Source organism: Mycobacterium sp. IDUB_3 (genome assembly GCF_055419585.1).
This window is the reverse complement of the sequence record NZ_JBVAXZ010000002.1, coordinates 549,562-567,996: the sequence shown is the minus strand read 5'-3', so window position 1 is coordinate 567,996 and position 18,435 is coordinate 549,562. Positions and strand designations below refer to the sequence as shown.

Genomic DNA, 18,435 nt, shown 5'->3' with positions numbered 1-18,435 from the left:
CTAACGCGCCGCGACGCCGCCTCCGACGGTGCCGTTGTGCACGCCCTGCGCCAGCCGGGCCAGCGCGACAGCGCCGACGAGCAAGCCGAAGTCGCGCAGCGCGACATCGTAGAAGCCGGGCCCGGTCACCAGATCGATGATGATGCCGGCCAGCCAAGCCGCGACCACCCAGCCGCCCCACCGCGGGGCCACCGCGACCAGCACCCCGGCCACGATCTCGATGGCGCCCACCAGGTACATGCACTGGTCGGCCGTCCCGGGCACCAGATCATTGATCCATCCGGCCAGATACATGCTCCAGTGGTGCGGGTGGGTGAGCAGGTTGAAGAACTTGTCCAGCCCGAAAACGATGGGCGCGATGGTGAATACGGTGCGCAGCGCGAAGTATGCCGAGTAGGCCGGATCCCTCAGCTGGTCGGCCAGGGCGGGGGTCACGGGGACGTGCTTGGTGCTCATGGGAGCCTCCATTTCTAACGGATAATATATTGAACGTTAGATTGGGTACACTGTAGCGTCAAGCATTTTGTCTGTTAGAAATGGCGGTCGAATGGACGACACGGACGCCTTGGAGCGCGACGCCGCGGGCATCGGCGCGCTCGCCGATCCGGTGCGCCGACAGCTCTATCGGTTCGTCTGCGCCCAGCCGGGACTGGTGAGCCGTGACCAGGCGGCCGACGCCGTCGGGATCCCTCACCATCAGGCCAAGTTTCACCTTGACCGCCTCACCGCGGAGGGCCTGCTGGAATCCGAGTACGCGCGCCTGACCGGTCGCTCCGGCCCCGGCGCCGGGCGTACCTCCAAGCTCTACCGCAGGGCGCACCGCGATATCGCGGTCAGCCTCCCCCAGCGGGAGTACGAATTGGCGGGACGCTTGATGGCGACCGCTATCGCGCGCTCGGCCGGCACCGGCGAGCCGGTTGCCGAGGTGCTGAACCAAGTCGCCCGCGAGTACGGCCACGCGATGGCCGTGGGGCCCTCGCCCCCGAGAGACGCCGGCGCGGCGCTGCAGCGCGCGATCCGCGTGCTGCGCCGATATGGCTACGAGCCGCGTTTTTCCGAGAGCGAGGTCGAGCTTGCCAACTGCCCGTTCCACGCACTGGCGCAGCAGCAGACGGAGCTGGCCTGCAACATGAACCACGCGCTGATCACCGGTGTGGCCGATGCGCTCGCACCGCACGGCCCCGACGCCCGACTCTGCCCCGGCCGGGACCGGTGTTGCGTCGTGCTCACGCCCGGTCGCCGGTAGACCGCCAGCGGGACAGCAATTCCTCGGCGCCCGTGCACATCTCGTCGATGACGTCGGCCACCGACGCGTCGTTGCGGATCATCCCGACGCCCTGCCCGGCGTCCACCGGCGCGATCCGGCAGTCTCCGGCGGCGATGGCCGCGGCCAATTCGTCGCAGGCCCCCGCGTCCAGCGCCTCCTCGTGTCCCGTCCAGTGCTCGACGAAGTCGTTAGCCAACACCCGCGACGGGAACCGCGCCGGCCAGGGCAGCCCCTTGGCGACGTCGAAGACCCGGGTGACCGCGGTGTCTGTCTCGGTCGCCGTGACCAGGGCCCGGCGGCCGGTGTCACCGGTCAGCGCCTCCGGACATGCCGACAGCCGGGTGCCCACCCACGCTCCGCTGGCACCGGCGGCCAGCACCGCGGCCAGGCTGCGCGCCGAGGCGACACCGCCGCCGGCCAGCACCGGGACGGAGACGGCGTCCAAAACGGCGTCCAGCAGCGGCAGCAGCCCCAGCTTGTCCTCGCCGTGGCCACCGCCCTCGGACCCGCGCGCGACCAGGATGTCGACGCCGGCGTCGACGGCCTGCCGCGCCCCGGTGCTGTCGTAAACCTGTGTGACGGTGGGGATTCCGGCATCATGCGCCTTGGCGACCCACGACCATTCGGTGCCGAAACTCACCGACAGCAGTGCGGGTCGTGCGGCCAGCGCGTCGTCGAGCAGTCCGGCCTCGTTGCGCATCACCCAGTCGACCATGCCAATGCCGAACCGACCGTCGACGTGCAGCAGTTGCTCGGCGAGCAGCTCCCGGGTCGCGACGCTACCCATGCCGACCATGCCGAGGCCGCCGGCGGCGGTGACCGCCGCGGCCAGGCGGCCACCGGCGACCCCGCCCATCGGGGCGTTGACGATGGGGACCCGCAGACCGAAATTCGTTGACCAGGGCGTCGACAGCATCAGCCGCTAGTGTGCCGACGGGATCGTCTTCAGCACGGTCAGCAGGACCACCGAGTCCTCGACCGCATGCAGGGCGTGACGTTCGGGCGGAATCGCGACGTATTCACCGGCCTTGCCGTCCCAGGCGTCGCCGCCGGTCGTCAGGCGCACGTGGCCCTGCAGCACCTGCAGCGTCGCCTCACCGGGGCTGTCGTGTTCGGACAGGTCGTGACCTTCCAGCAGAGCCAGCACCGTCTGGCGAAGCTCGTGCGTGTGTCCGCCGTGAATGGTGTGGGCGGCCCGTCCGCTGTGCGATTGCTTGGCTTCGGCGATCTTTTCGGACGAGAGGTCGGTCAGCGAGATGGATTCCATAGTGGTCCTTCGGGGTTGCAAGGCCCGCACGGGCCTCAAGGGTTGCCGTTAACCGCTCAGTAGCAGTATCCCCGCCACGACGAGGCCGATGATTTTGACCGTCTCGAGGGCGACGTAGGCGTAGTGGGCGCGGGAGCGCGGCCCGTCCGATCCGGCGAGCACCCTGTCGGCACGACGGGTCAGCGCCGGACGCACCGCGACCAGCTGGATGGCCAGCGCGGCCACGGCGACGGCGATCGCCACCACGACGCCCGCCGGGGTCGGGCCTGCCACCACGATGGCCCCGATGACGAGGGCGAAGGCCACCTCAACGGTGTTGAGCGCGCGAAAGACCAGCCGCCCGATGCCGAGCCCGATCTGCAACGTGACATTGGGCGCCCGGAATTTCAGCGGGGCTTCCAGGAAGGAGATGGCCAGCACCATGCCGAGCCAGATAAAGGTCAGCGCGACGGCAGTCGCTGTGCCGGTGCTCATTTGGCCGACCCTTGCAGTGTCAGGTGAGCAAGGCACAGATCCGGCTCGACGAACGGGTCGAGCCGGTCCACCGAGACCGGCGCTCCCCAGGTTTCCATGGCTCCTTGCATGAGGCCCAGGTGCACCGGGCAGACGACGCTCGAGGAGTTCTCGGCCAACTCGAGAAAGGGGCAGTGCCGCAGGCCGACCTGCTGCTCGCCGTTGCTCACCCGGCGCTCGGGCGCGAAGCCGAGTTCGTCGAGCACGTCGATCAGGTGGGCGATGGCTTCTTCGGCGCCGTCGGCGTCGTCGCGCAGCGGGTGCAATTCGGCGTCCATCTTCTGCCCCCAGGCGCGGCCCGCGGCCAGGGCTTTGGGCCCGGGATCACGCTCGGTGGCGAAGGCCGTGGCCAGGATCTCGGCCAGCAGCCGATAGTGCCGCGTCCCGCCTCGGTCCATCTGCCGGACCGCGCGGAACATCAACGGTGGACGCCCCGGCCCCTTCCGATCCGGCTCGACATGCTCCACCTGCCCGTCAGCGACCAGTCCGTCGAGGTGGAAGCGGACTGTGTTGGGGTGCACGCCCAACACATCGGCGATTTTGGCGATGCTCATCGGCTCCGGCGAGGCCCGCAACAACCGCATCACGGCGCGCCGCCGGCCCGCCGATTCCCCCGCTGACGAGTCCTGGGAATTGTCGGATTTCACAGGGCCCCTCCCGCTTCCAGTCCTTCACGCCCCGTCCGAATCGGTGGCAACCGGCTGGCCCGCCACCAGCGGCGTGTCGACACCGAGCGGCCCGAGCTTGCCCGCCCCGCCTGGGGACCCCAAGGGGGCGTCGCGACCCGGCAGCGTTTCGGTGAAGAATGCCTCATTGTCGGCCAGGTAGGGCTTGAGGTCCTCAGGCAGGTCATCTTCGTAGTAAATCGCTTCCACCGGACAAACCGGTTCACACGCGCCGCAATCGACGCATTCGTCGGGATGAATGTAGAGCGCCCGACCGCCTTCGTAAATGCAATCCACCGGGCATTCGTCGACGCAAGCGCGGTCCATCACATCGATGCATGGCTTCCCGATCACGTAGGTCATGCGCTAGAGTTTACACAATACTCCTTGTAAAAACTACAGCAGAGGTCGGAGAATCCATGGCCGCCAACGAACTTGACGTACGCCGGCTGCGCAAGCCGGACAAGCACCCGACGATCTTCGCGACCTATGCCGCGCTGAAGGTCGGCGAATCGTTCGTTTTGGTCAACAACCACGACCCCAAGCACCTGCACGACGAATTCGAGGCCGACTATCCGGGCGGCTACGACTGGGAGTATCTCGACAAAGGCCCCACCGTCTGGCGGATCCGGATCGGAAAACTCATCGACACCCCACCCCCGGTGCGCCACCTCGGACATCTCGAGCTGGCCCTCGAGCCACTGGAAAGCTCTGCGCGGCAGGAGATCTGATGCCAGAACAACGAGCAGGTTCCGAACTTCCGCTACCGTCCTCGAGCCGCGCCGACGACGCGGTCGCCGGCCATTGGCTGCTGGCGCGGCTCGGCAAGCGCGTGCTGCGCCCCGGCGGTGTCGAGCTGACCCGCACCCTGCTGTCGTACGCGAAGCTGAGCGGGGCCGACGTCGTCGAACTGGCACCCGGCCTGGGCCGCACCGCGACCGAGATCGTGGCCCAAGGGCCGCGGTCGTACGTCGGTGCCGAGGGCGACCCGGACGCGGCCAACGTGGTGCGCGGTGTGCTGAGCGATCTCGGTGCGCAAAACGCGGCGGTCCGGGTCGCGGACGCCGCCGCCACCGGATTGCCGGACGCCAGCAGCGATGTCGTCATCGGAGAGGCGATGCTGAGCATGCAGGGCGACGCGGCCAAGGGGGCCATCGTCGCCGAGGCGGCGCGGTTGCTGCGGCCGGGCGGTCGCTACGCCATCCACGAACTCGCCCTCACCCCCGACGACGTCCCGGAGGAGATCAGCACCGACATCCGGCAGGCGCTCGCCCGGGCGATCAAGGTGAACGCGCGTCCGTTGACGGTCGCGGAGTGGTCGAAACTGCTCGCCGAACACGGATTGGTGGTCGATCGGGTGGCGACCGCGCCCATGGCGCTGCTGCAGCCGCGCCGGCTGGTGTCCGACGAGGGGCTGTTCGGTGCGCTGCGATTCGCCAGGAACGTGCTCGTGCACCGCGACGCCCGCAAGCGCGTCCTGACCATGCGCCGCACCTTCCACAAACATCGCAAGCGGCTGGCTGCCGTCGCCATCGTCGCCCACAAACCGGCTGAACTTGAGAGCGCCTGACAACCGCTGCAACGCTTCGACCTTCGCCTTTGTACCGCCGGCCGACTTTGGGGCCGTTCCGCAATCTCGGCGTGACGGTTCGGTTACGCCCCCTGACAAAACTTGGCTACGGCAGTTGCGGGGACAACGAAGGAGATTGCCGGTTATGGGTGCTACCCCACCGTTGTTGACGGAGTCCGACCTCGAGGCGTTGGCGTCGGACTTTCTGCAGTCGCACTATCTCGGCTCCATCTACGCCGATTGGTCACCGGATCGACGGCTCGACATGTTCCTGCGGCGGCGCGGTCTCGCCCGGGTGGCCAACGACGGCGACCTGTCCCACAACGTCTTGGAACGCATCATGGCCCGCGGCCGCGCCACGCTGGCGCGGCATTGATGGGCCGATTTCATGCGTAGGACCAGGTAGGCGATCCGATGACCAAAAACTTAAAAAAATCGCGATTTCTGACGGCGAAAATACCGGCCAACGCATTGGTACAGACGTACTATTGTGCACTAGAGCTGAACGCACCGCCGGGTTCGGATGGGTCGTTGAGGCTAGCGGGGAGGGGACGATGAATTCACCGAAATGGACAGTTCATTGGCCTCAGCGCAGGCCGACCGCCACGATCTACCAGTTGACCGACCGCCTCCACCGAGGACACACCGCTCGCGTGCCCGCACACCAGATCACGGCGACGGTTGCGGCGTGGCTGGCCGACCTGGGCGCCGACAGCCCGTTGGTCGACGAACTCGAACGCGCCGTCTGCGGTGGCGACTGGGCGGCCGCACACGCGCTGAGCGAATGCCTGTCCATCGAGATCGCGGTGGCCGACTAGTCAAGTCGCCGGCGGAGCAAAGTGCCGTTCTTCATCGACAGTGTTGCTGGTTTTCATCGACAGTTTTGTTGACGTAAATCGACGTGCCCAACAGTAGCGGGCGTGTCCGACCTCCCGACACAGACGAAGTATCTGCAGGCCTCGAGGGGCCGGCGGGCGTCGCACTACCCCGGTGACGATCGCGAGCAGGCGATACTCGCCACCGCCGAGCGGCTGCTGCAGGAAAGGCCGCTGGCCGACTTTTCCGTCGACGACCTAGCAAAAGGCGCCGGCATATCGCGGCCCACCTTCTACTTTTATTTCCGGTCGAAGAACGCGGTGCTGCTGTCGTTGCTGGACCAGATGAACGGCAAGGCGCAGGCGGCGCTGGGTGCGCTCGACGTCGTGTCGTCCGGTGACCCCGAGGCGATTTGGCGGGCGCGCATCGAGTCGTTTTTCGAGGTGTCCGGATCGCACCGGGCGGTCGCCGTCGCCGGGGCCGCGGCCAAAGCTACCAACCCCGAGGTGCGGCAGCTGTGGTCCGCACTCATGAGCAAGTGGATCTCCTACACCACCATCGCGATCAAGGCCGAGCGCCGTCGCGGTGCGGCCACGGACACCATTCCGGCCGCCGAGCTGTCGGTGGCGCTCAACATGCTGAGCGAGCGGGTGATGGCCGCGACGTTCACCGCCGAGGATCAGGCGATCCCCGAGGACCGGGCGATCGACACGCTGCTGCACATCTGGCTGGCCAGCATCTATCAGCGCTGACCGAGCGCCCGCGCCGCGCGGTCCAGGCTTTCGTCGATCAACCGGTCGGCGGCACCGAAGTACGTCGGTGACGGCTCCTTGCCCACCAGGTCGGCGATCGCCCGCTGCTCCCCCGAAACGTCTGCAGCATCTAGGTTTTCGGCCATGCGCTGCGCATGCACGGTCAATCCGGCCAGTAGCTCGCCGCTTTGGGATCCCGCGACGAGGGTGCGGCGGGCCAGCGTGCGCAGCGTGTCCCATTCGGCGTGCCAGGCCCCGTCCGGGCGCTCGTCGTTGGCCAGCGCGGCCGCCGTGTGCAGCGTCGCGGCCAACGGCGGCGCGGCGATCGCCGCACGGCGGATCAGAATGGACAGCACCGGGTTTCGCTTGTAAGGCATCGACGACGAGCCGCCGCGGTCGGCGGCCGCCGGCTCGCCGAGCTCGGCGATCTCCGGGCGGGCCAGGGTGACGACGTCGGAGGCGATGCGGCCCCAGGCGTCGGTGCAGCTGAGGAAGGCGTCGGCGGCCGCGGTGACGGGCGCTCGGGCGGTGTGCCACGCGGGCCTGTCGTGCAGACCCAGTGTGGTTGCAGCGCTTCGCACCAGCCGCAGTGAGACGCCGGCCGGGTCGGCAGCGCCGGTGAGCAATGCGGCCAGCTCCGTAGTGGCAGCCAATGTGCCTGTGGCGCCACCGATTTGGATCGGTGTGGTCAGCGCGGTCATTCGCTCGAACGCGTCGACGATCGCGTTCAGCCACCCTGCGGCCTTGACGCCGAAGGTAATGGGCGCGGCGTGCTGGGTCAGGGTGCGGGCCAGCATCGGCGTGCCCCGGTGCCCGGTGGCGAGCTCGGTCAGGGTGGAAAGCTGCTGTCTCAGCTGGGTTATCAGGTCGTCGGCGACCCCGCGCACGGCCAGCATCAGGCTGGTGTCCAGGACGTCCTGGCTGGTGAGCCCGCGGTGGATCCAGGGCGCGATACCCGGCTCGGCCCGCTGCCGCAGCAGCTTGACCAGGGGGATGACCGGGTTGCCGCCATCCTCGGCGGTGACCGCGAGCGACTCGCAGTCGGTGTGCGTGACCAGATCGCACAGGTCGGCCTCGGCGCACTCGGCGGGTGCGAGATCGGCGGCCGCCAGCGCGTCCAGCCATGCGCGTTCCGCCGCGACCATCGATCCCAGCAACGCCTGATCGGTCATGTGCTCACCGGCGCGATGGTCTCCGGGCCACAACAGGTTGGTCATCGCGCGCCCTCGGAGTATGCCAGGAACACGGTCTCGGCCGGGCCCTGCAAGTGGATGTCGAAACGGTAAGCGGCGCCGTTATTTTCGGCGACGCAGATTAATGTGGACCGGCGCTCGGCGTCGGCGGCCGCCAGCAGCGGATCGGCGCCGGGCTCGGCGCCCGGCAGATAGGCGCGGGTGAACAACCGGTTCAGCAGCCCGCGGGCGAACACGGTGAGCGCGAAGAACGGCGGGCGCCCCCCGCTCGCCGATCCCGGCGCCAGGGTGGTGAAGGAGTAGCGTCCTGAGGAGTCGGTCGCGCAGCGCCCCCAGCCGGTGAACACCGTGTGGTCGCGACGCAGCGAACCGGCTTGCCGCGGAACACCTCCCGCAGCGTCGGGTTGCCAGAGTTCCACCAGTGCGTCCGGGACGGCGGAGCCGGCGCCGTCGTACACCGTGCCGTGCAGCCGGATCGCCTTCGGATGGCCGTCGTCGACCAGCAGGTTGTCCCCGGGGTACGGCAATCCCAGGTCGAGGAAGGGGCCGACGGTTTGCCCTGGCGTGCAGTCCGATTCAGTCATGCCCGGCCTCGGTCGGGGTTCGGGCGCCACCGGCCAAGACGATGTCCCACCGGTACCCGGTCGCGTACTCCGGCTCGGTGACGTCGTGGTCGTAGCGGGCGATCAGCCGTTGACGCGCGGCGGGATCGAGGACCGACTGGAAGATCGGATCCAGCTCGAACATCGGATCACCCGGAAAATACATCTGCGTGACCAGTCGCTGACTGAAAGCCCTTCCGAATACCGAGAAATGGATGTGCGCCGGGCGCCACGCATTGTGGTGGTTGCGCCACGGGTAGGGGCCAGGCTTGATGGTCAGGAAGCGGTAGGTGCCGTCCGCCCCGGTCAGACAGCGGCCCGCGCCGGTGAAGTTCGGGTCGAGCGGTGCGGGATGCTGGTCGCGCTGGTGGCGGTAGCGCCCGCCGGCGTTGGCTTGCCAGATCTCCACCAGCTGGCCCGCCACCGGCCGGCCGGATTCGTCGAGGACGCGCCCGGTCACCACGACGCGCTCCCCGATCGGCTCGCCCGGATGACCGGCCGTCAGGTCGGAGTCGATGGGGTCGACGTCCTGGTGGCCGAAGCACGGCGCCCAGCGTTCGACTCCCTCGGGATCGACGACGACCAGCGGTTGTTTCGGATGGCGCAGGATCGTGCTGCGGTACGGCGGATAGTCGAGCCGCGGCTGCTCGCCTTGTCCGGCTCCCACGGGGGCGCCCTGGTATTGCGCTGCGATGCGGGCGATCTCCACCGTGATGTCACCCTGAGTAGCGACACGCTCGGGGCTCATGTGCCGTGAGGCTACTCTCGGTGGCCCACCGAATCCCGCAAGCGGACGGTGTCGTCGAGTTACAGAGAGCGCACCAGCGCCGCTCGCCCCTTGGTGCGCATCTTGTAGGTGGCCGAGCCGCGGTATTGCTCCATCCTGGCGGCCATCTTGTTGCCCAGCTCCTCGAGTTCCGCGTCGGTGATCTTCACTTCCGGCGGAGCGGGAATCATGTCGCGCTCCTCTTCGTCGGCGTGCGCTTCCAGCACGGTCTTGAACGAGTTCCACTCGTCCTCATAGCCGGGCGCGCTCTGCGGCGTCCTCAGCAGCACGGAAAGCTGGTCGATCACCTGCCGGTGCTCGGCGTGGGCGACCGCGATCAGCTTGCTGGCGTCCTTGAGCGCCGGGTAGTACAGGTCGTCCTCGATGCGGAAGTGGATGTCGAGCTCGATCAGCATTTCATCGAAAAGGGCATGCCGCTCTTCGGAATTCACCGGCGCCTCGCTGATCTTGCGACCCAGGCCCTTGATCACGACGTGGTGATCCTTGAGCACGTCATAGGCGTTCAATTGGCTCCTCCTTTTGCGATTCCTACCGCGCCGCCGGGAGCGGGCTGCTGCTCACCGCGGACTTCGACCACCCCGTCGACTAATCGGGCCTCGTAGCACGGCAGCGGCGCTGCTGCCGGACCGCGCACAACTTCGCCGGACTCGGCGGCGAACCATGAACCGTGCCAAGGGCAAACCAGCCGGCCCCGGTCCATCCAGCCGTCGGCCATCGGCGCGGCCAGGTGCGGGCAGAATTCCCCGTACGCCGCGACCTCGCCGGGCTTGGTCTGGCAGACCACCAGGCCCACTCCGTCGACCTCGACCCGTACCGGCTTGCCGTTCAACGAACTTGCGGGCAGCACCGGCGTCCAGGTGGAGGTGCGCAACCGCGGACCGGACTGGTCGATACCGATCCCGGACTCGAAGACCAGCGCGCCACCGAGGTAGCTGCCGGCCACGGTGATGCCGTAACCGAGGGCAGTGAGCAGGATGCCGCGTCCGTGGCGCCCCTTGCGCCGGTCCCACCAGGACTGCATGTACAGCGCGGTGGCGGCCACGTTCACCAGGCCGTGCACCGCGCCGACCCGGCGGTCCTCCTGGTGGGTGTGCTGCCAGTCGGTGACGCCGGTGACGGCCGAGCCGAGGCTCGCCAGGATGCCCACCCCGAGCGCCCGCGACGCGAATCGCGATGCGTCGTATACCTCGGATGCCGGCTGTCCGGGCAGGATGCCGAGCGCGTCCAGCGCCACAGTCGTCCCGAGCGCGCCACTGGTCAGCGACGCCAGCGGCGGGTGCACCGGGTGGCCGAGCCAGACGCCGTTGAGCGCGTTGGCGACAGTGTTGCGAGCGCCGCCGAGCCCGTTGTAGGCGAAGCTGAGCAGATGTTCGAACCGATAACTCGGTCGATCAATCCACTCCTGGCGCCCGATAGCGGCCAGAATCCTCGATCCGACCTGCTGCAATCGACCCCCTCGTGGCCGACCCACCATGGCACCAGTTCCTTCCTCAGATCGGCAAAGAACCGCGGCTATTTACCGCAGACCCGAACGTTTACCCCTTGTTTACGCCGCGCACACATGCGCGGAATGGCTGCCGTGACCCACGGTAGCCGCGGCCTTCCGCCTTTCGATTGTGTGCAACCTGTGAATTAGCACCAAGCATTCTTGAAGGAACCTGGTAGGAGCGGCTGCCTGGTGATTGACCGGCGCCCAAGACTGCGAGATTCTACTGAGCGGAGAGTAGTTCTGTAAAACAGAGAATCGCAGAGGGACCCATGGCAGACGATCGCGGCGAATTGGTCGAGGTCTTCGAGAACGTGCGCCGGGGAATGATCCCCGCCCACATCTACAACGACCGGGAACTGTTCGCGCTGGAGAGGCAACGGCTGTTCAGCCGGGCGTGGACGTTCGTGGGACACGAGTCCGAGATCGGCCAGGACGGCGACTACGTGGTGCGCCGCGTGCTCGACGACTCGTTCATCATCACCCGCGATTCGCAGGGCACCGTGCGGGCTCTGTTCAATATGTGCCTGCATCGCGGAATGCAGGTCTGTCGCGCGGAGATGGGAAACGCCTCCAACTTCCGCTGTCCCTATCACGGCTGGACCTACCGCAACGACGGCAGGCTCACCGGATTGCCGTTTCACCGGGAGGCCTACGGCGGTGACGAGGGGTTCGCCAGAAACCAAACCCTGTTGCCCGCACCGAATTTCGCGAGCTACAACGGCCTGCTGTTCATCAGCCTGGATCCGAAAGCCGAACCGCTGGAAGACTTTCTGGGCGACTTCAGGTTCTATCTGGACTACTACACGAAACAAAGCGCCGGCGGTGTCCAGGTGCGGGGACCACAGCGCTGGCGGATCAAGGCGAACTGGAAGATCGGCGCGGAGAACTTCGCCGGCGACATGTACCACACCCCGCACACCCATGCGTCGATCGTCGACATCGGGCTCTTCCGCGAACCGAAAGCCCAGAAGCGCAAGGACGGTGCCACCTATTGGGCGCACCGCGGCGGTGGGACCACCTACAAACTCCCACCGGGCGGTTTCGAGGAGCGGATGCGCTACGTCGGCTACCCCGATGACATGATCGGCCGGATCAAAAGCGTGTGGACGCCCCAACAGCAACGGGTGGTCGGCGAGGACGGATTCATGATCTCGGCCGCGACGTGCTTTCCGAACCTCAGCTTCGTGCACAACTGGCCCAAGGTGCATGACCGCGAGGACCAGGTGCTGCCGTTCATCTCGATCCGGTTGTGGCAGCCGATCAGCGAGAACGAGACCGAGGTGTGCTCGTGGTTCGCGGTGGACTCCGCCGCGCCCGCGCAGTACAAACAAGACTCGTACAAGGCCTATCTGATGTGTTTCGGGTCGACCGGCATGTTCGAACAAGACGACGTGGAGAACTGGGTGTCGCTGACCACCACCGCGGGGGGTTCCATGGCGCGACGGCTGCTGCTGAACAGCCGGATGGGCCTGCTCGCCGACGAACGCCCCGTCATCGAGGCGTTGTCCCCCAGCGCTTTCCACGGCCCCGGACGCGCGCAGGTCGGCTACAACGAGCACAACCAGCGAGCGCTGCTGAACATGTGGGCCGACTACCTGCAAGGGGTGCCCGCATGAGAAAGCCGTTGCCGTTTAACGACACTCGGCACCTCGAGGCGCATCAGTTCCTCGTGGACGAGGCGTACCTGCTCGACGCCCAGCAGTATGAGGCCTGGCTGGACACGCTGACCGACGACGTCCGCTACGTCATGCCGGTGCGCGTCACGACCGCGCGCGGCGCCGGGTTCGACGCTTCGCCGGAAAGAGGGCCCGGCATGGACCATTTCGACGAGGACAAATACTCGTTGAGCCAGCGGGTAGCGCGGATGGGCACCGAGCACGTGTGGGCCGAGGACCCGCCGTCGCGGCTGCGGCATTTCATCACCAACGTGCGCACCTTCACCGGTGACGACGAGGGCCACCTGGTGGTCGAATCGGCCGAATTGCTGTTCCGCAGCAGGGGCGACGTCAACGACAGCGCCCTGCTGTCGTGCGGGCGCCAGGACGTGTTGCGCAAGTGCGACGATCGCTGGAAGCTGGCCCGCCGCACGATCGTCGCCGACGAGTCGGTGCTACGGATGCAGAACCTGGCGGTGTTCCTGTGAACGACGAACTGCAGCAACTGCTCGACGGCGCGGTCGGCGAAGCGATCAGCGTCGCAAACGAATTCACCGAGGTCGTGGTGCGCCGGGTCGACACCCGCAACGGATCGCGCCTGCTGATCAGCGCGCCCAGATCCGGGCAGTGGATCACCCTGGACGCGCTCGAGGTCGAGGCACTGACCTGGCAGAACCCCCGTACGCTGGCCGCCATGGTCGGCAATTCCCATGCGCCACTGCTGCCCGACGAGAGCGAAGAGCAGCCGTGACCGGCTGGCTGGAGGGCAAACGCGCCCTCATCGTGGGCGCCGGTTCGGGAATCGGCCGCGCCGTGGTGGCGGCCTTCGGCGCCGAGGGAGCGAATGTCGCTGTGCTGGAACGTGATCCACGCAAGTGCGACGCGTTGCGCCAGCAGTTGCCGCAGGTGCCGGTGGTCGAGGGGGACGCCACCACCCGCGAGGCCAACGACCGCGCCGTCGCCGCGGCGGTGGACACCTTCGGCGGGCTGGACACCCTGGTCAACTGTGTCGGCGTCTTCGACTTCTACCGGGGGGTGGGCGACATCGAGGCCGACGCACTGCCCGAAGCGTTCGACGAGATGTTTCGCACCAACGTGCTGAGCCATCTGCAATCGGTGAAGGCCGCGATCCGGGCGTTACGACACGCGAGGGGCTCCTCGATCGTGCTGACCGAGTCCGCGTCGTCGTTCTATCCCGGACGCGGTGGCGTGCTCTACGTGTCGTCGAAATTCGCGGTGCGCGGCCTGGTCTCCGCGTTGGCGCACGAACTGGCACCGGACATCCGGGTCAACGGCGTGGCGCCGGGCGGCACCCTCAACACCGACCTGCGCGGCCTGTCCAGCCTGGGGCTCGACGGGAAGCGCCTGGATGACAGCCCGGACCGGGCGCGAGACGTCGCCGCGCGCACCCCCCTGCATGTCGCGCTCACCGGCGAGGACCACGCGTGGAGTTATGTGTTCCTGGCGTCCGAGCGGTCCCGCGGGATCACCGGCGAAACCGTCCGGCCCGACGGCGGATTCGGGCTGGGCCCGCGATGACCGACCTGAATAAGCAGCGCGCGCTGGTGGCGCAGGGTTGCCGCGTCGCGGCGGCCCGCGGACTGGTCGACGGCATCCTCGGCCACCTGAGCCTGCGGGTCGACGACGAGCGCCTGCTGGTGCGCTGCCGAAGCGAGGCCGACACCGGCGTGGCGTTCACCCGGGCCGGCGACATCCGGCTGATCAGATTCGACGGCTCCGCCGGTGCCCCAGGCGAACTCGACGGGTATCGCGTGCCCAACGAACTGCCGATCCACGTCGAGACCATGCTGGCCGACCCGGGCCACGTCGCCGTCGCACACCTGCATCCACCGGACGTGGTCGCCGCCGATCTGGCGGGCATCACGATCCGGCCGATCTACGGCGCCCATGACATTCCCGGCGCCTGGCTGGCGCGCGGTGGTGTGCCCGTTTACGAACGCGCTGTGCTGATCCGGAGTTCGCGGCTGGGCAAGGAAATGGTGGCTGCGATGCGCGGCCGGCCGGTGGTGATCTGCCGCGGGCACGGAATCACCAGCGCCGCCACGACTGTGCCACAGGCGGTGCTGCAGGCGATCAGCCTCGATGCGCTGGCCCGGATGTCGCTGCGGGTGCGCGCGGCCGGCGGCACCCTGCGTGACATCGACGACGCGGACTGGGAGGACCTGCCAGATCTGGGGGCTGCGTTCACCGCCGAGGCGGCCTGGCGGCACGAGGTGGCACGGCTGGCCGATCAGGAGAGCTGATCGCCAATCTCCTTGGCGGCGGCCATAAGTGCCGCGGCCACCGCAGGATACCGGGATGCCGCCAGCCGGTTTTGCGGCGCGGCCGCGTTGAGCGCGAGCCGCAGCCCGGGCGCGCGGGTCGGGATCGGCACGGCGACCGACGCGACGCCTTCCTCGCTCTCTTCCCGGTTGGTGGCGTAGCCGCGCTCGCGGATGCCGGCGAGCTCGGCTTCCAACTCGGTACGGCTGCCGATCGAGTGCGAGGTGATGCGCGTCAGCTGCTCGCGCGGCAGCAGCGCGTGCAGTTCCGGTTGCGGCAACTGGGCCAGCATGACCTTGCCCGTCGAGGTGCAGTGCGCCGGCATGGCGCGGCCCAGCCGCGACGCCACCCGCACCGCCGCGGGCCCCTCCACCGCGGCGACGAATCGGACACTGGCGCCGTCGAGCATGCCGACGTGCACCGTTTCGCGCAGTTGTTCGCTGAGGCTGCGCATGGCGGGCGCGGCGGATCGCGCGATGTCGATGCGGCCGAAGATGGCGAACGCCACCCCGGTCAACGAGGGACCCGGCAGGTAGGCCTTGGACACCGGGTCCTGGCGGACGAACCCGCGGTAGGCCAGCATCGCCAGCAAGCGATGCGCGGTCGACGACGCCACGCCCAGATAGCGGGTCGCCTCGCTCAATCGGATCTGGGGCTGTTCACCCAGCAGCAGTAACAGCTTGAGCGCGTTGTCGACCGACTCGATCGGATACTGCGGCGCAAGCGGATCGGCGACGGGCGACGCCGCGGCATTCCCGGCGCCCGGCTCCCGCTTGTGTGGCATGGATCCACGGTAACCAGTTATGGGCGCGGCTTCGTATTATTCTCGGCATCGTGAGCGGGGCTATTCACGCTGGATACCGCCGTTACGTCGCCATCGGTGACAGCCAGACCGAGGGCCTGTGGGACGGCGACGACACCATCGGCCTGCTCGGATTCGCCGACCGACTCGCGGTGATGGTCGATTCGCTCTATCCCGGCCTGCAATACGCCAACCTCGCGATCCGCGGAAAACGGATCGGCCACGTACTCACCGAGCAGCTTCCGCAGGCGCTGGCGATGCGGCCCGACCTGATCACCGTCTGCGCCGGCATGAACGACGTCATTCAGCCCGGGCGGTCGTTCGCGCCCGCCCTGGCCGACCTCGAGCACATCTACGCCGCGCTGGCCGGTTCGGGCGCGACCGTGGTGACGACGACCTTTCCGAACGTCGCGCAGTTCCTGCCGCTGGGCCGGCTGGTCGCGGGGCGGCTCGCCCGGATCAACGGCGCCATCAGCGCGGCGGCCCATAGCTACGGGTTCCGGCTCGTCGACCTGTACAACGCGCCGTCGATGCGCGAGTTGGACACCTGGGCCATCGACCGGGTGCACGCGTCCAGCAAGGGCCACATGTTGTTCGCCGCCGCGGCCGCCGAGGCGCTCGATTTGCCTGACAGCAACCATGATTGGGCGCGCGGCGGCCTCACCCCGACGCAGCGTTCCTTCGCGGCGGGCACATTCGAGCAGTTGCGCTGGACGCAGGAGAGCTTCTTCCCGTGGATCTGGCGGCGGCTACGCGGCCTGTCGTCGTACGACGGGCGCGAACCCAAACGCCCGCGGCTGGAGGGCCTGGACATCCGGAGCGAATTCAAACGCACACCTTGGGCCACGGATCCGCGGCCGGTCAGGCATCCTTGACGCATGAATCTGGAGCCCCTGCTGCACTCGATTCCGCCGCTCGCCGTCTATCTGGTGGTCGGCGGTGTGGTCGGGATCGAGAGCCTGGGCATCCCCCTGCCGGGTGAGATCGTGCTGGTCACCGCGGCGCTGATGTCGTCGCACCATGACCTGGCCGTCAACCCGGTCGGGGTCGGCGTCGCCGCGGTGATCGGCGCGGTGATCGGCGATTCGATCGGTTACGCGATCGGCCGCCGGTTCGGCATGCCGCTTTTCGACCGGCTCGGCCGGCGGTTCCCGAAGCATTTCGGGCCCGGCCACATCGCGCTTGCCGAAAAGTTGTTCGACCGCTGGGGGGTTCGCGCCGTCTTCCTGGGTCGCTTCATCGCGCTGCTACGAATTTTGGCCGGCCCGCTGGCGGGGGCGCTGAAGATGCACTACCCGCGGTTCCTGGCGGCCAATGTCTCGGGCGCCATCTGTTGGGCCGGCGGCACGACCGCCTTGGTGTACTTCGCCGGGATCGCCGCCGAGCGCTGGCTGGAACGGTTCTCCTGGATCGGCCTGGTGATCGCGGTCGTGGCCGGGCTCACCGCCGCGATCCTGTTGCGGGAACGCACATCCCGGATGATCGCGGAACTGGAGGCCGAGCATTACCGCAAGACCGGGACCACCGCGTCCGACACCGTCTGACTAGACGGCCTCGCCGGTGTCCGCCACCAAGGGCGGCCGGTGTTCGTCGATCAAGATGCGGGCCATCTTGCGGGCGCGCATCGCGGCGTCCAGCTCCCCGACGACGGCCAGAATCATCGCGCCCTTCATCAAAATGTGCCAGGACGAGGCGAATTCCTCGACGTCGGTCAAACCGGCCGCAACGGCGCGGCGCCGCACGATATCGCGGACGTGTTCGATGTGGGTGATGCAGGCCTGACCGGCCGGGTGATCGGGTCCCACCTCGAGCAGCACGTTGATGAACGAGCAACCCTCATAGCGGTCGCTGAGCTGGAACCAGTCGTGCAGGACGTCGAAGATCGCCAGCAACTGTTCCTCGGGGGTGTTGCCGCGCTGGCGCGACTGCTCGTCGATCAAACCGCGGGTCCAGAGCTCCTCGCGGAGCTCCAGCACGGCCAGGACCAGGTCATTTTTGGTCGCGAAATGGCGGTACAGCGTCGCCTTGGCGACACCGGCCCGCGCGATCACCTCGTCGGTGCCCACCGCGCGGATACCACGCCGGCTGAACAGGTCATATGCGGCGGTCAAAACGCGTTCGCGAGGCGACGCGGTGGGTGCTCCGACATCCGGAGTTGTCATACAGGACTTAACGTACTCTTAGGCCCCGCCGGTAGACAGACCGCCCTGTCTCGTTATAGAAATGAGATTCGCATATGCGAACAGTCTGTCTTCAGACATAAGGACGGGCATCCATCGGGGCACCTCAGGCGCCTGTCGATCAGGGGGTCCATCATGAATCTCGCCATTGTTGAAGCGATGCCCACCAGTCATTTGACACTGAGCACCAAACTTGTCTACGAACTAGGCGACCCCAACTCCACGCTGCGGGCGACCGCGGATCGCAATGGCCCGTCGGTGGTGATCTACGCCGGGGGCGAGGTCGACGCCTGCAACGAGGACACCTGGCGCCACCTGGTGCGCGAGGCGGCCAGCGGTGTCACCGCGCCCGGGTTCTTCGTCGTCGACGTCACCGGGCTCGACTTCATGGGCTGCTGCGCCTTCGCGGTGCTGGCCGACGAGGCCAAGGGCTGCCGGGAACGCGGCATCGATCTGCGCCTGGTGAGCCGCGAGGCACTCGTCGAGCGCATCGTCGACGCGTGCGGTCTGAGCAGCGTGTTGCCGATCTACCCGACCGTCGACTCGGCGCTGTCCGCGGCCGCTCGCTGGTAGATCCCCGGGCCGTCATCGGCT

27 protein-coding genes are annotated in these 18,435 nt (G+C 67.8%); 14 read left to right on the top strand and 13 right to left on the bottom strand.

Annotated elements, in window-relative coordinates; translation table 11 throughout:
- Positions 1-456, bottom strand: a complete 456-nt coding sequence (locus ACZYVJ_RS23730) for an Rv2617c family stress response/phage resistance protein (protein WP_463833586.1) — start codon at positions 454-456, stop codon at positions 1-3.
- Between the two features lie 91 nt (positions 457-547).
- Here ACZYVJ_RS23730 and ACZYVJ_RS23725 point away from each other — a divergent pair, with 91 nt between their 5' ends.
- Positions 548-1,246: a helix-turn-helix transcriptional regulator gene (locus ACZYVJ_RS23725; RefSeq protein ID WP_463833585.1), complete on the top strand. Its 699-nt coding sequence runs from the start codon at positions 548-550 to the stop codon at positions 1,244-1,246.
- Here ACZYVJ_RS23725 and ACZYVJ_RS23720 read toward each other — a convergent pair.
- The 5 genes from ACZYVJ_RS23720 to fdxA form a co-directional block, all read right to left on the bottom strand.
- On the bottom strand, positions 1,227-2,183 hold the full coding sequence (locus tag ACZYVJ_RS23720; protein WP_463833584.1) for an NAD(P)H-dependent flavin oxidoreductase: 957 nt from the start codon (positions 2,181-2,183) through the stop codon (positions 1,227-1,229). The two genes, ACZYVJ_RS23725 and ACZYVJ_RS23720, sit on opposite strands and share 20 nt — an antisense overlap.
- Positions 2,184-2,189: 6 nt before the next feature.
- Positions 2,190-2,534 (bottom strand): cupin domain-containing protein, encoded by a 345-nt coding sequence (locus ACZYVJ_RS23715; RefSeq protein WP_463833583.1) that lies wholly within the window; start codon positions 2,532-2,534, stop codon positions 2,190-2,192.
- Between the two features lie 48 nt (positions 2,535-2,582).
- Positions 2,583-3,008, bottom strand: a complete 426-nt coding sequence (locus ACZYVJ_RS23710) for a hypothetical protein (RefSeq protein ID WP_463833582.1) — start codon at positions 3,006-3,008, stop codon at positions 2,583-2,585.
- The gene (locus ACZYVJ_RS23705) at positions 3,005-3,631 is read right to left on the bottom strand and encodes a helix-turn-helix transcriptional regulator (RefSeq protein WP_463833855.1); all 627 of its coding nucleotides are present in this window, start codon (positions 3,629-3,631) and stop codon (positions 3,005-3,007) included. The genes ACZYVJ_RS23710 and ACZYVJ_RS23705 overlap by 4 nt, the downstream gene beginning before the upstream one ends.
- Positions 3,632-3,718: 87 nt before the next feature.
- A complete protein-coding gene (gene fdxA, locus ACZYVJ_RS23700; protein ID WP_463833581.1) occupies positions 3,719-4,075 on the bottom strand; it encodes a ferredoxin in 357 nt (118 codons plus the stop codon).
- A 56-nt stretch (positions 4,076-4,131) separates the two neighbouring features.
- Between fdxA and ACZYVJ_RS23695 the strand changes: the two genes are divergently transcribed.
- The 5 genes from ACZYVJ_RS23695 (at position 4,132) to ACZYVJ_RS23675 (ending at position 6,850) form a co-directional block, all read left to right on the top strand.
- Positions 4,132-4,443, top strand: a complete 312-nt coding sequence (locus tag ACZYVJ_RS23695) for a DUF2249 domain-containing protein (protein ID WP_463833580.1) — start codon at positions 4,132-4,134, stop codon at positions 4,441-4,443.
- A complete protein-coding gene (locus tag ACZYVJ_RS23690; protein ID WP_463833579.1) occupies positions 4,443-5,282 on the top strand; it encodes a class I SAM-dependent methyltransferase in 840 nt (279 codons plus the stop codon). Before ACZYVJ_RS23695 ends, ACZYVJ_RS23690 begins: the two co-directional genes overlap by 1 nt.
- A gap of 166 nt (positions 5,283-5,448) precedes the next feature.
- Positions 5,449-5,658 carry a hypothetical protein gene (locus ACZYVJ_RS23685; protein WP_463833854.1) on the top strand — a complete coding sequence of 70 codons (210 nt, stop codon included), beginning with the start codon at positions 5,449-5,451 and terminating at the stop codon, positions 5,656-5,658.
- Positions 5,659-5,836: 178 nt separating this feature from the next.
- Complete coding sequence (locus tag ACZYVJ_RS23680) at positions 5,837-6,100, top strand: hypothetical protein (protein WP_463833578.1); 264 nt, start codon at positions 5,837-5,839, stop codon at positions 6,098-6,100.
- 102 nt (positions 6,101-6,202) lie between these two features.
- Positions 6,203-6,850 carry a TetR/AcrR family transcriptional regulator gene (locus tag ACZYVJ_RS23675; RefSeq protein ID WP_463833577.1) on the top strand — a complete coding sequence of 216 codons (648 nt, stop codon included), beginning with the start codon at positions 6,203-6,205 and terminating at the stop codon, positions 6,848-6,850.
- Here the strand turns inward: ACZYVJ_RS23675 and ACZYVJ_RS23670 are convergent.
- The 5 genes from ACZYVJ_RS23670 to ACZYVJ_RS23650 are packed head-to-tail and all read right to left on the bottom strand — an operon-like array spanning position 6,841 to position 10,906.
- Entirely contained in the window at positions 6,841-8,067 is a 1,227-nt protein-coding gene (locus ACZYVJ_RS23670) for a lyase family protein (RefSeq protein ID WP_463833576.1), read from the bottom strand. The two genes, ACZYVJ_RS23675 and ACZYVJ_RS23670, sit on opposite strands and share 10 nt — an antisense overlap.
- Complete coding sequence (gene pcaG, locus ACZYVJ_RS23665) at positions 8,064-8,627, bottom strand: protocatechuate 3,4-dioxygenase subunit alpha (RefSeq protein WP_463833575.1); 564 nt, start codon at positions 8,625-8,627, stop codon at positions 8,064-8,066. The genes ACZYVJ_RS23670 and pcaG overlap by 4 nt, the downstream gene beginning before the upstream one ends.
- On the bottom strand, positions 8,620-9,393 hold the full coding sequence (gene pcaH / locus ACZYVJ_RS23660) for a protocatechuate 3,4-dioxygenase subunit beta (RefSeq protein ID WP_463833574.1): 774 nt from the start codon (positions 9,391-9,393) through the stop codon (positions 8,620-8,622). The genes pcaG and pcaH overlap by 8 nt, the downstream gene beginning before the upstream one ends.
- A gap of 59 nt (positions 9,394-9,452) precedes the next feature.
- Positions 9,453-9,938, bottom strand: coding sequence for a hemerythrin domain-containing protein (locus ACZYVJ_RS23655; RefSeq protein WP_463833573.1), 486 nt, complete (start codon positions 9,936-9,938; stop codon positions 9,453-9,455).
- The gene (locus ACZYVJ_RS23650) at positions 9,935-10,906 is read right to left on the bottom strand and encodes a Rieske (2Fe-2S) protein (protein WP_463833572.1); all 972 of its coding nucleotides are present in this window, start codon (positions 10,904-10,906) and stop codon (positions 9,935-9,937) included. Before ACZYVJ_RS23650 ends, ACZYVJ_RS23655 begins: the two co-directional genes overlap by 4 nt.
- 284 nt (positions 10,907-11,190) lie before the next feature.
- Between ACZYVJ_RS23650 and ACZYVJ_RS23645 the strand changes: the two genes are divergently transcribed.
- From ACZYVJ_RS23645 to phtC, 5 genes are read left to right on the top strand one after another with little or no spacing between them, the layout of a single operon-like run.
- On the top strand, positions 11,191-12,537 hold the full coding sequence (locus ACZYVJ_RS23645) for an aromatic ring-hydroxylating dioxygenase subunit alpha (RefSeq protein ID WP_463833571.1): 1,347 nt from the start codon (positions 11,191-11,193) through the stop codon (positions 12,535-12,537).
- Positions 12,534-13,064, top strand: coding sequence for a 3-phenylpropionate/cinnamic acid dioxygenase subunit beta (locus ACZYVJ_RS23640; RefSeq protein ID WP_463833570.1), 531 nt, complete (start codon positions 12,534-12,536; stop codon positions 13,062-13,064). The genes ACZYVJ_RS23645 and ACZYVJ_RS23640 overlap by 4 nt, the downstream gene beginning before the upstream one ends.
- On the top strand, positions 13,061-13,327 hold the full coding sequence (locus tag ACZYVJ_RS23635) for a dihydrodiol dehydrogenase (protein ID WP_463833569.1): 267 nt from the start codon (positions 13,061-13,063) through the stop codon (positions 13,325-13,327). Before ACZYVJ_RS23640 ends, ACZYVJ_RS23635 begins: the two co-directional genes overlap by 4 nt.
- On the top strand, positions 13,324-14,115 hold the full coding sequence (gene hcaB / locus ACZYVJ_RS23630) for a 3-(cis-5,6-dihydroxycyclohexa-1,3-dien-1-yl)propanoate dehydrogenase (protein WP_463833568.1): 792 nt from the start codon (positions 13,324-13,326) through the stop codon (positions 14,113-14,115). Before ACZYVJ_RS23635 ends, hcaB begins: the two co-directional genes overlap by 4 nt.
- On the top strand, positions 14,112-14,840 hold the full coding sequence (gene phtC / locus ACZYVJ_RS23625; RefSeq protein WP_463833567.1) for a 3,4-dihydroxyphthalate decarboxylase: 729 nt from the start codon (positions 14,112-14,114) through the stop codon (positions 14,838-14,840). Before hcaB ends, phtC begins: the two co-directional genes overlap by 4 nt.
- Here the strand turns inward: phtC and ACZYVJ_RS23620 are convergent.
- On the bottom strand, positions 14,828-15,643 hold the full coding sequence (locus tag ACZYVJ_RS23620; RefSeq protein ID WP_463833566.1) for an IclR family transcriptional regulator: 816 nt from the start codon (positions 15,641-15,643) through the stop codon (positions 14,828-14,830). The genes phtC and ACZYVJ_RS23620 overlap by 13 nt on opposite strands.
- A 50-nt stretch (positions 15,644-15,693) precedes the next feature.
- Here ACZYVJ_RS23620 and ACZYVJ_RS23615 point away from each other — a divergent pair, with 50 nt between their 5' ends.
- On the top strand, positions 15,694-16,536 hold the full coding sequence (locus ACZYVJ_RS23615) for an SGNH/GDSL hydrolase family protein (protein ID WP_463833565.1): 843 nt from the start codon (positions 15,694-15,696) through the stop codon (positions 16,534-16,536).
- Between the two features lie 3 nt (positions 16,537-16,539).
- Positions 16,540-17,205: a DedA family protein gene (locus tag ACZYVJ_RS23610; protein WP_463833564.1), complete on the top strand. Its 666-nt coding sequence runs from the start codon at positions 16,540-16,542 to the stop codon at positions 17,203-17,205.
- Here ACZYVJ_RS23610 and ACZYVJ_RS23605 read toward each other — a convergent pair whose 3' ends face one another.
- Positions 17,206-17,823, bottom strand: coding sequence for a TetR/AcrR family transcriptional regulator (locus tag ACZYVJ_RS23605; protein ID WP_463833563.1), 618 nt, complete (start codon positions 17,821-17,823; stop codon positions 17,206-17,208). It abuts the gene before it with no gap.
- Between the two features lie 153 nt (positions 17,824-17,976).
- Between ACZYVJ_RS23605 and ACZYVJ_RS23600 the strand changes: the two genes are divergently transcribed.
- On the top strand, positions 17,977-18,414 hold the full coding sequence (locus ACZYVJ_RS23600; protein WP_463833562.1) for an anti-sigma factor antagonist: 438 nt from the start codon (positions 17,977-17,979) through the stop codon (positions 18,412-18,414).
- Positions 18,415-18,435 lie beyond the last annotated feature (21 nt).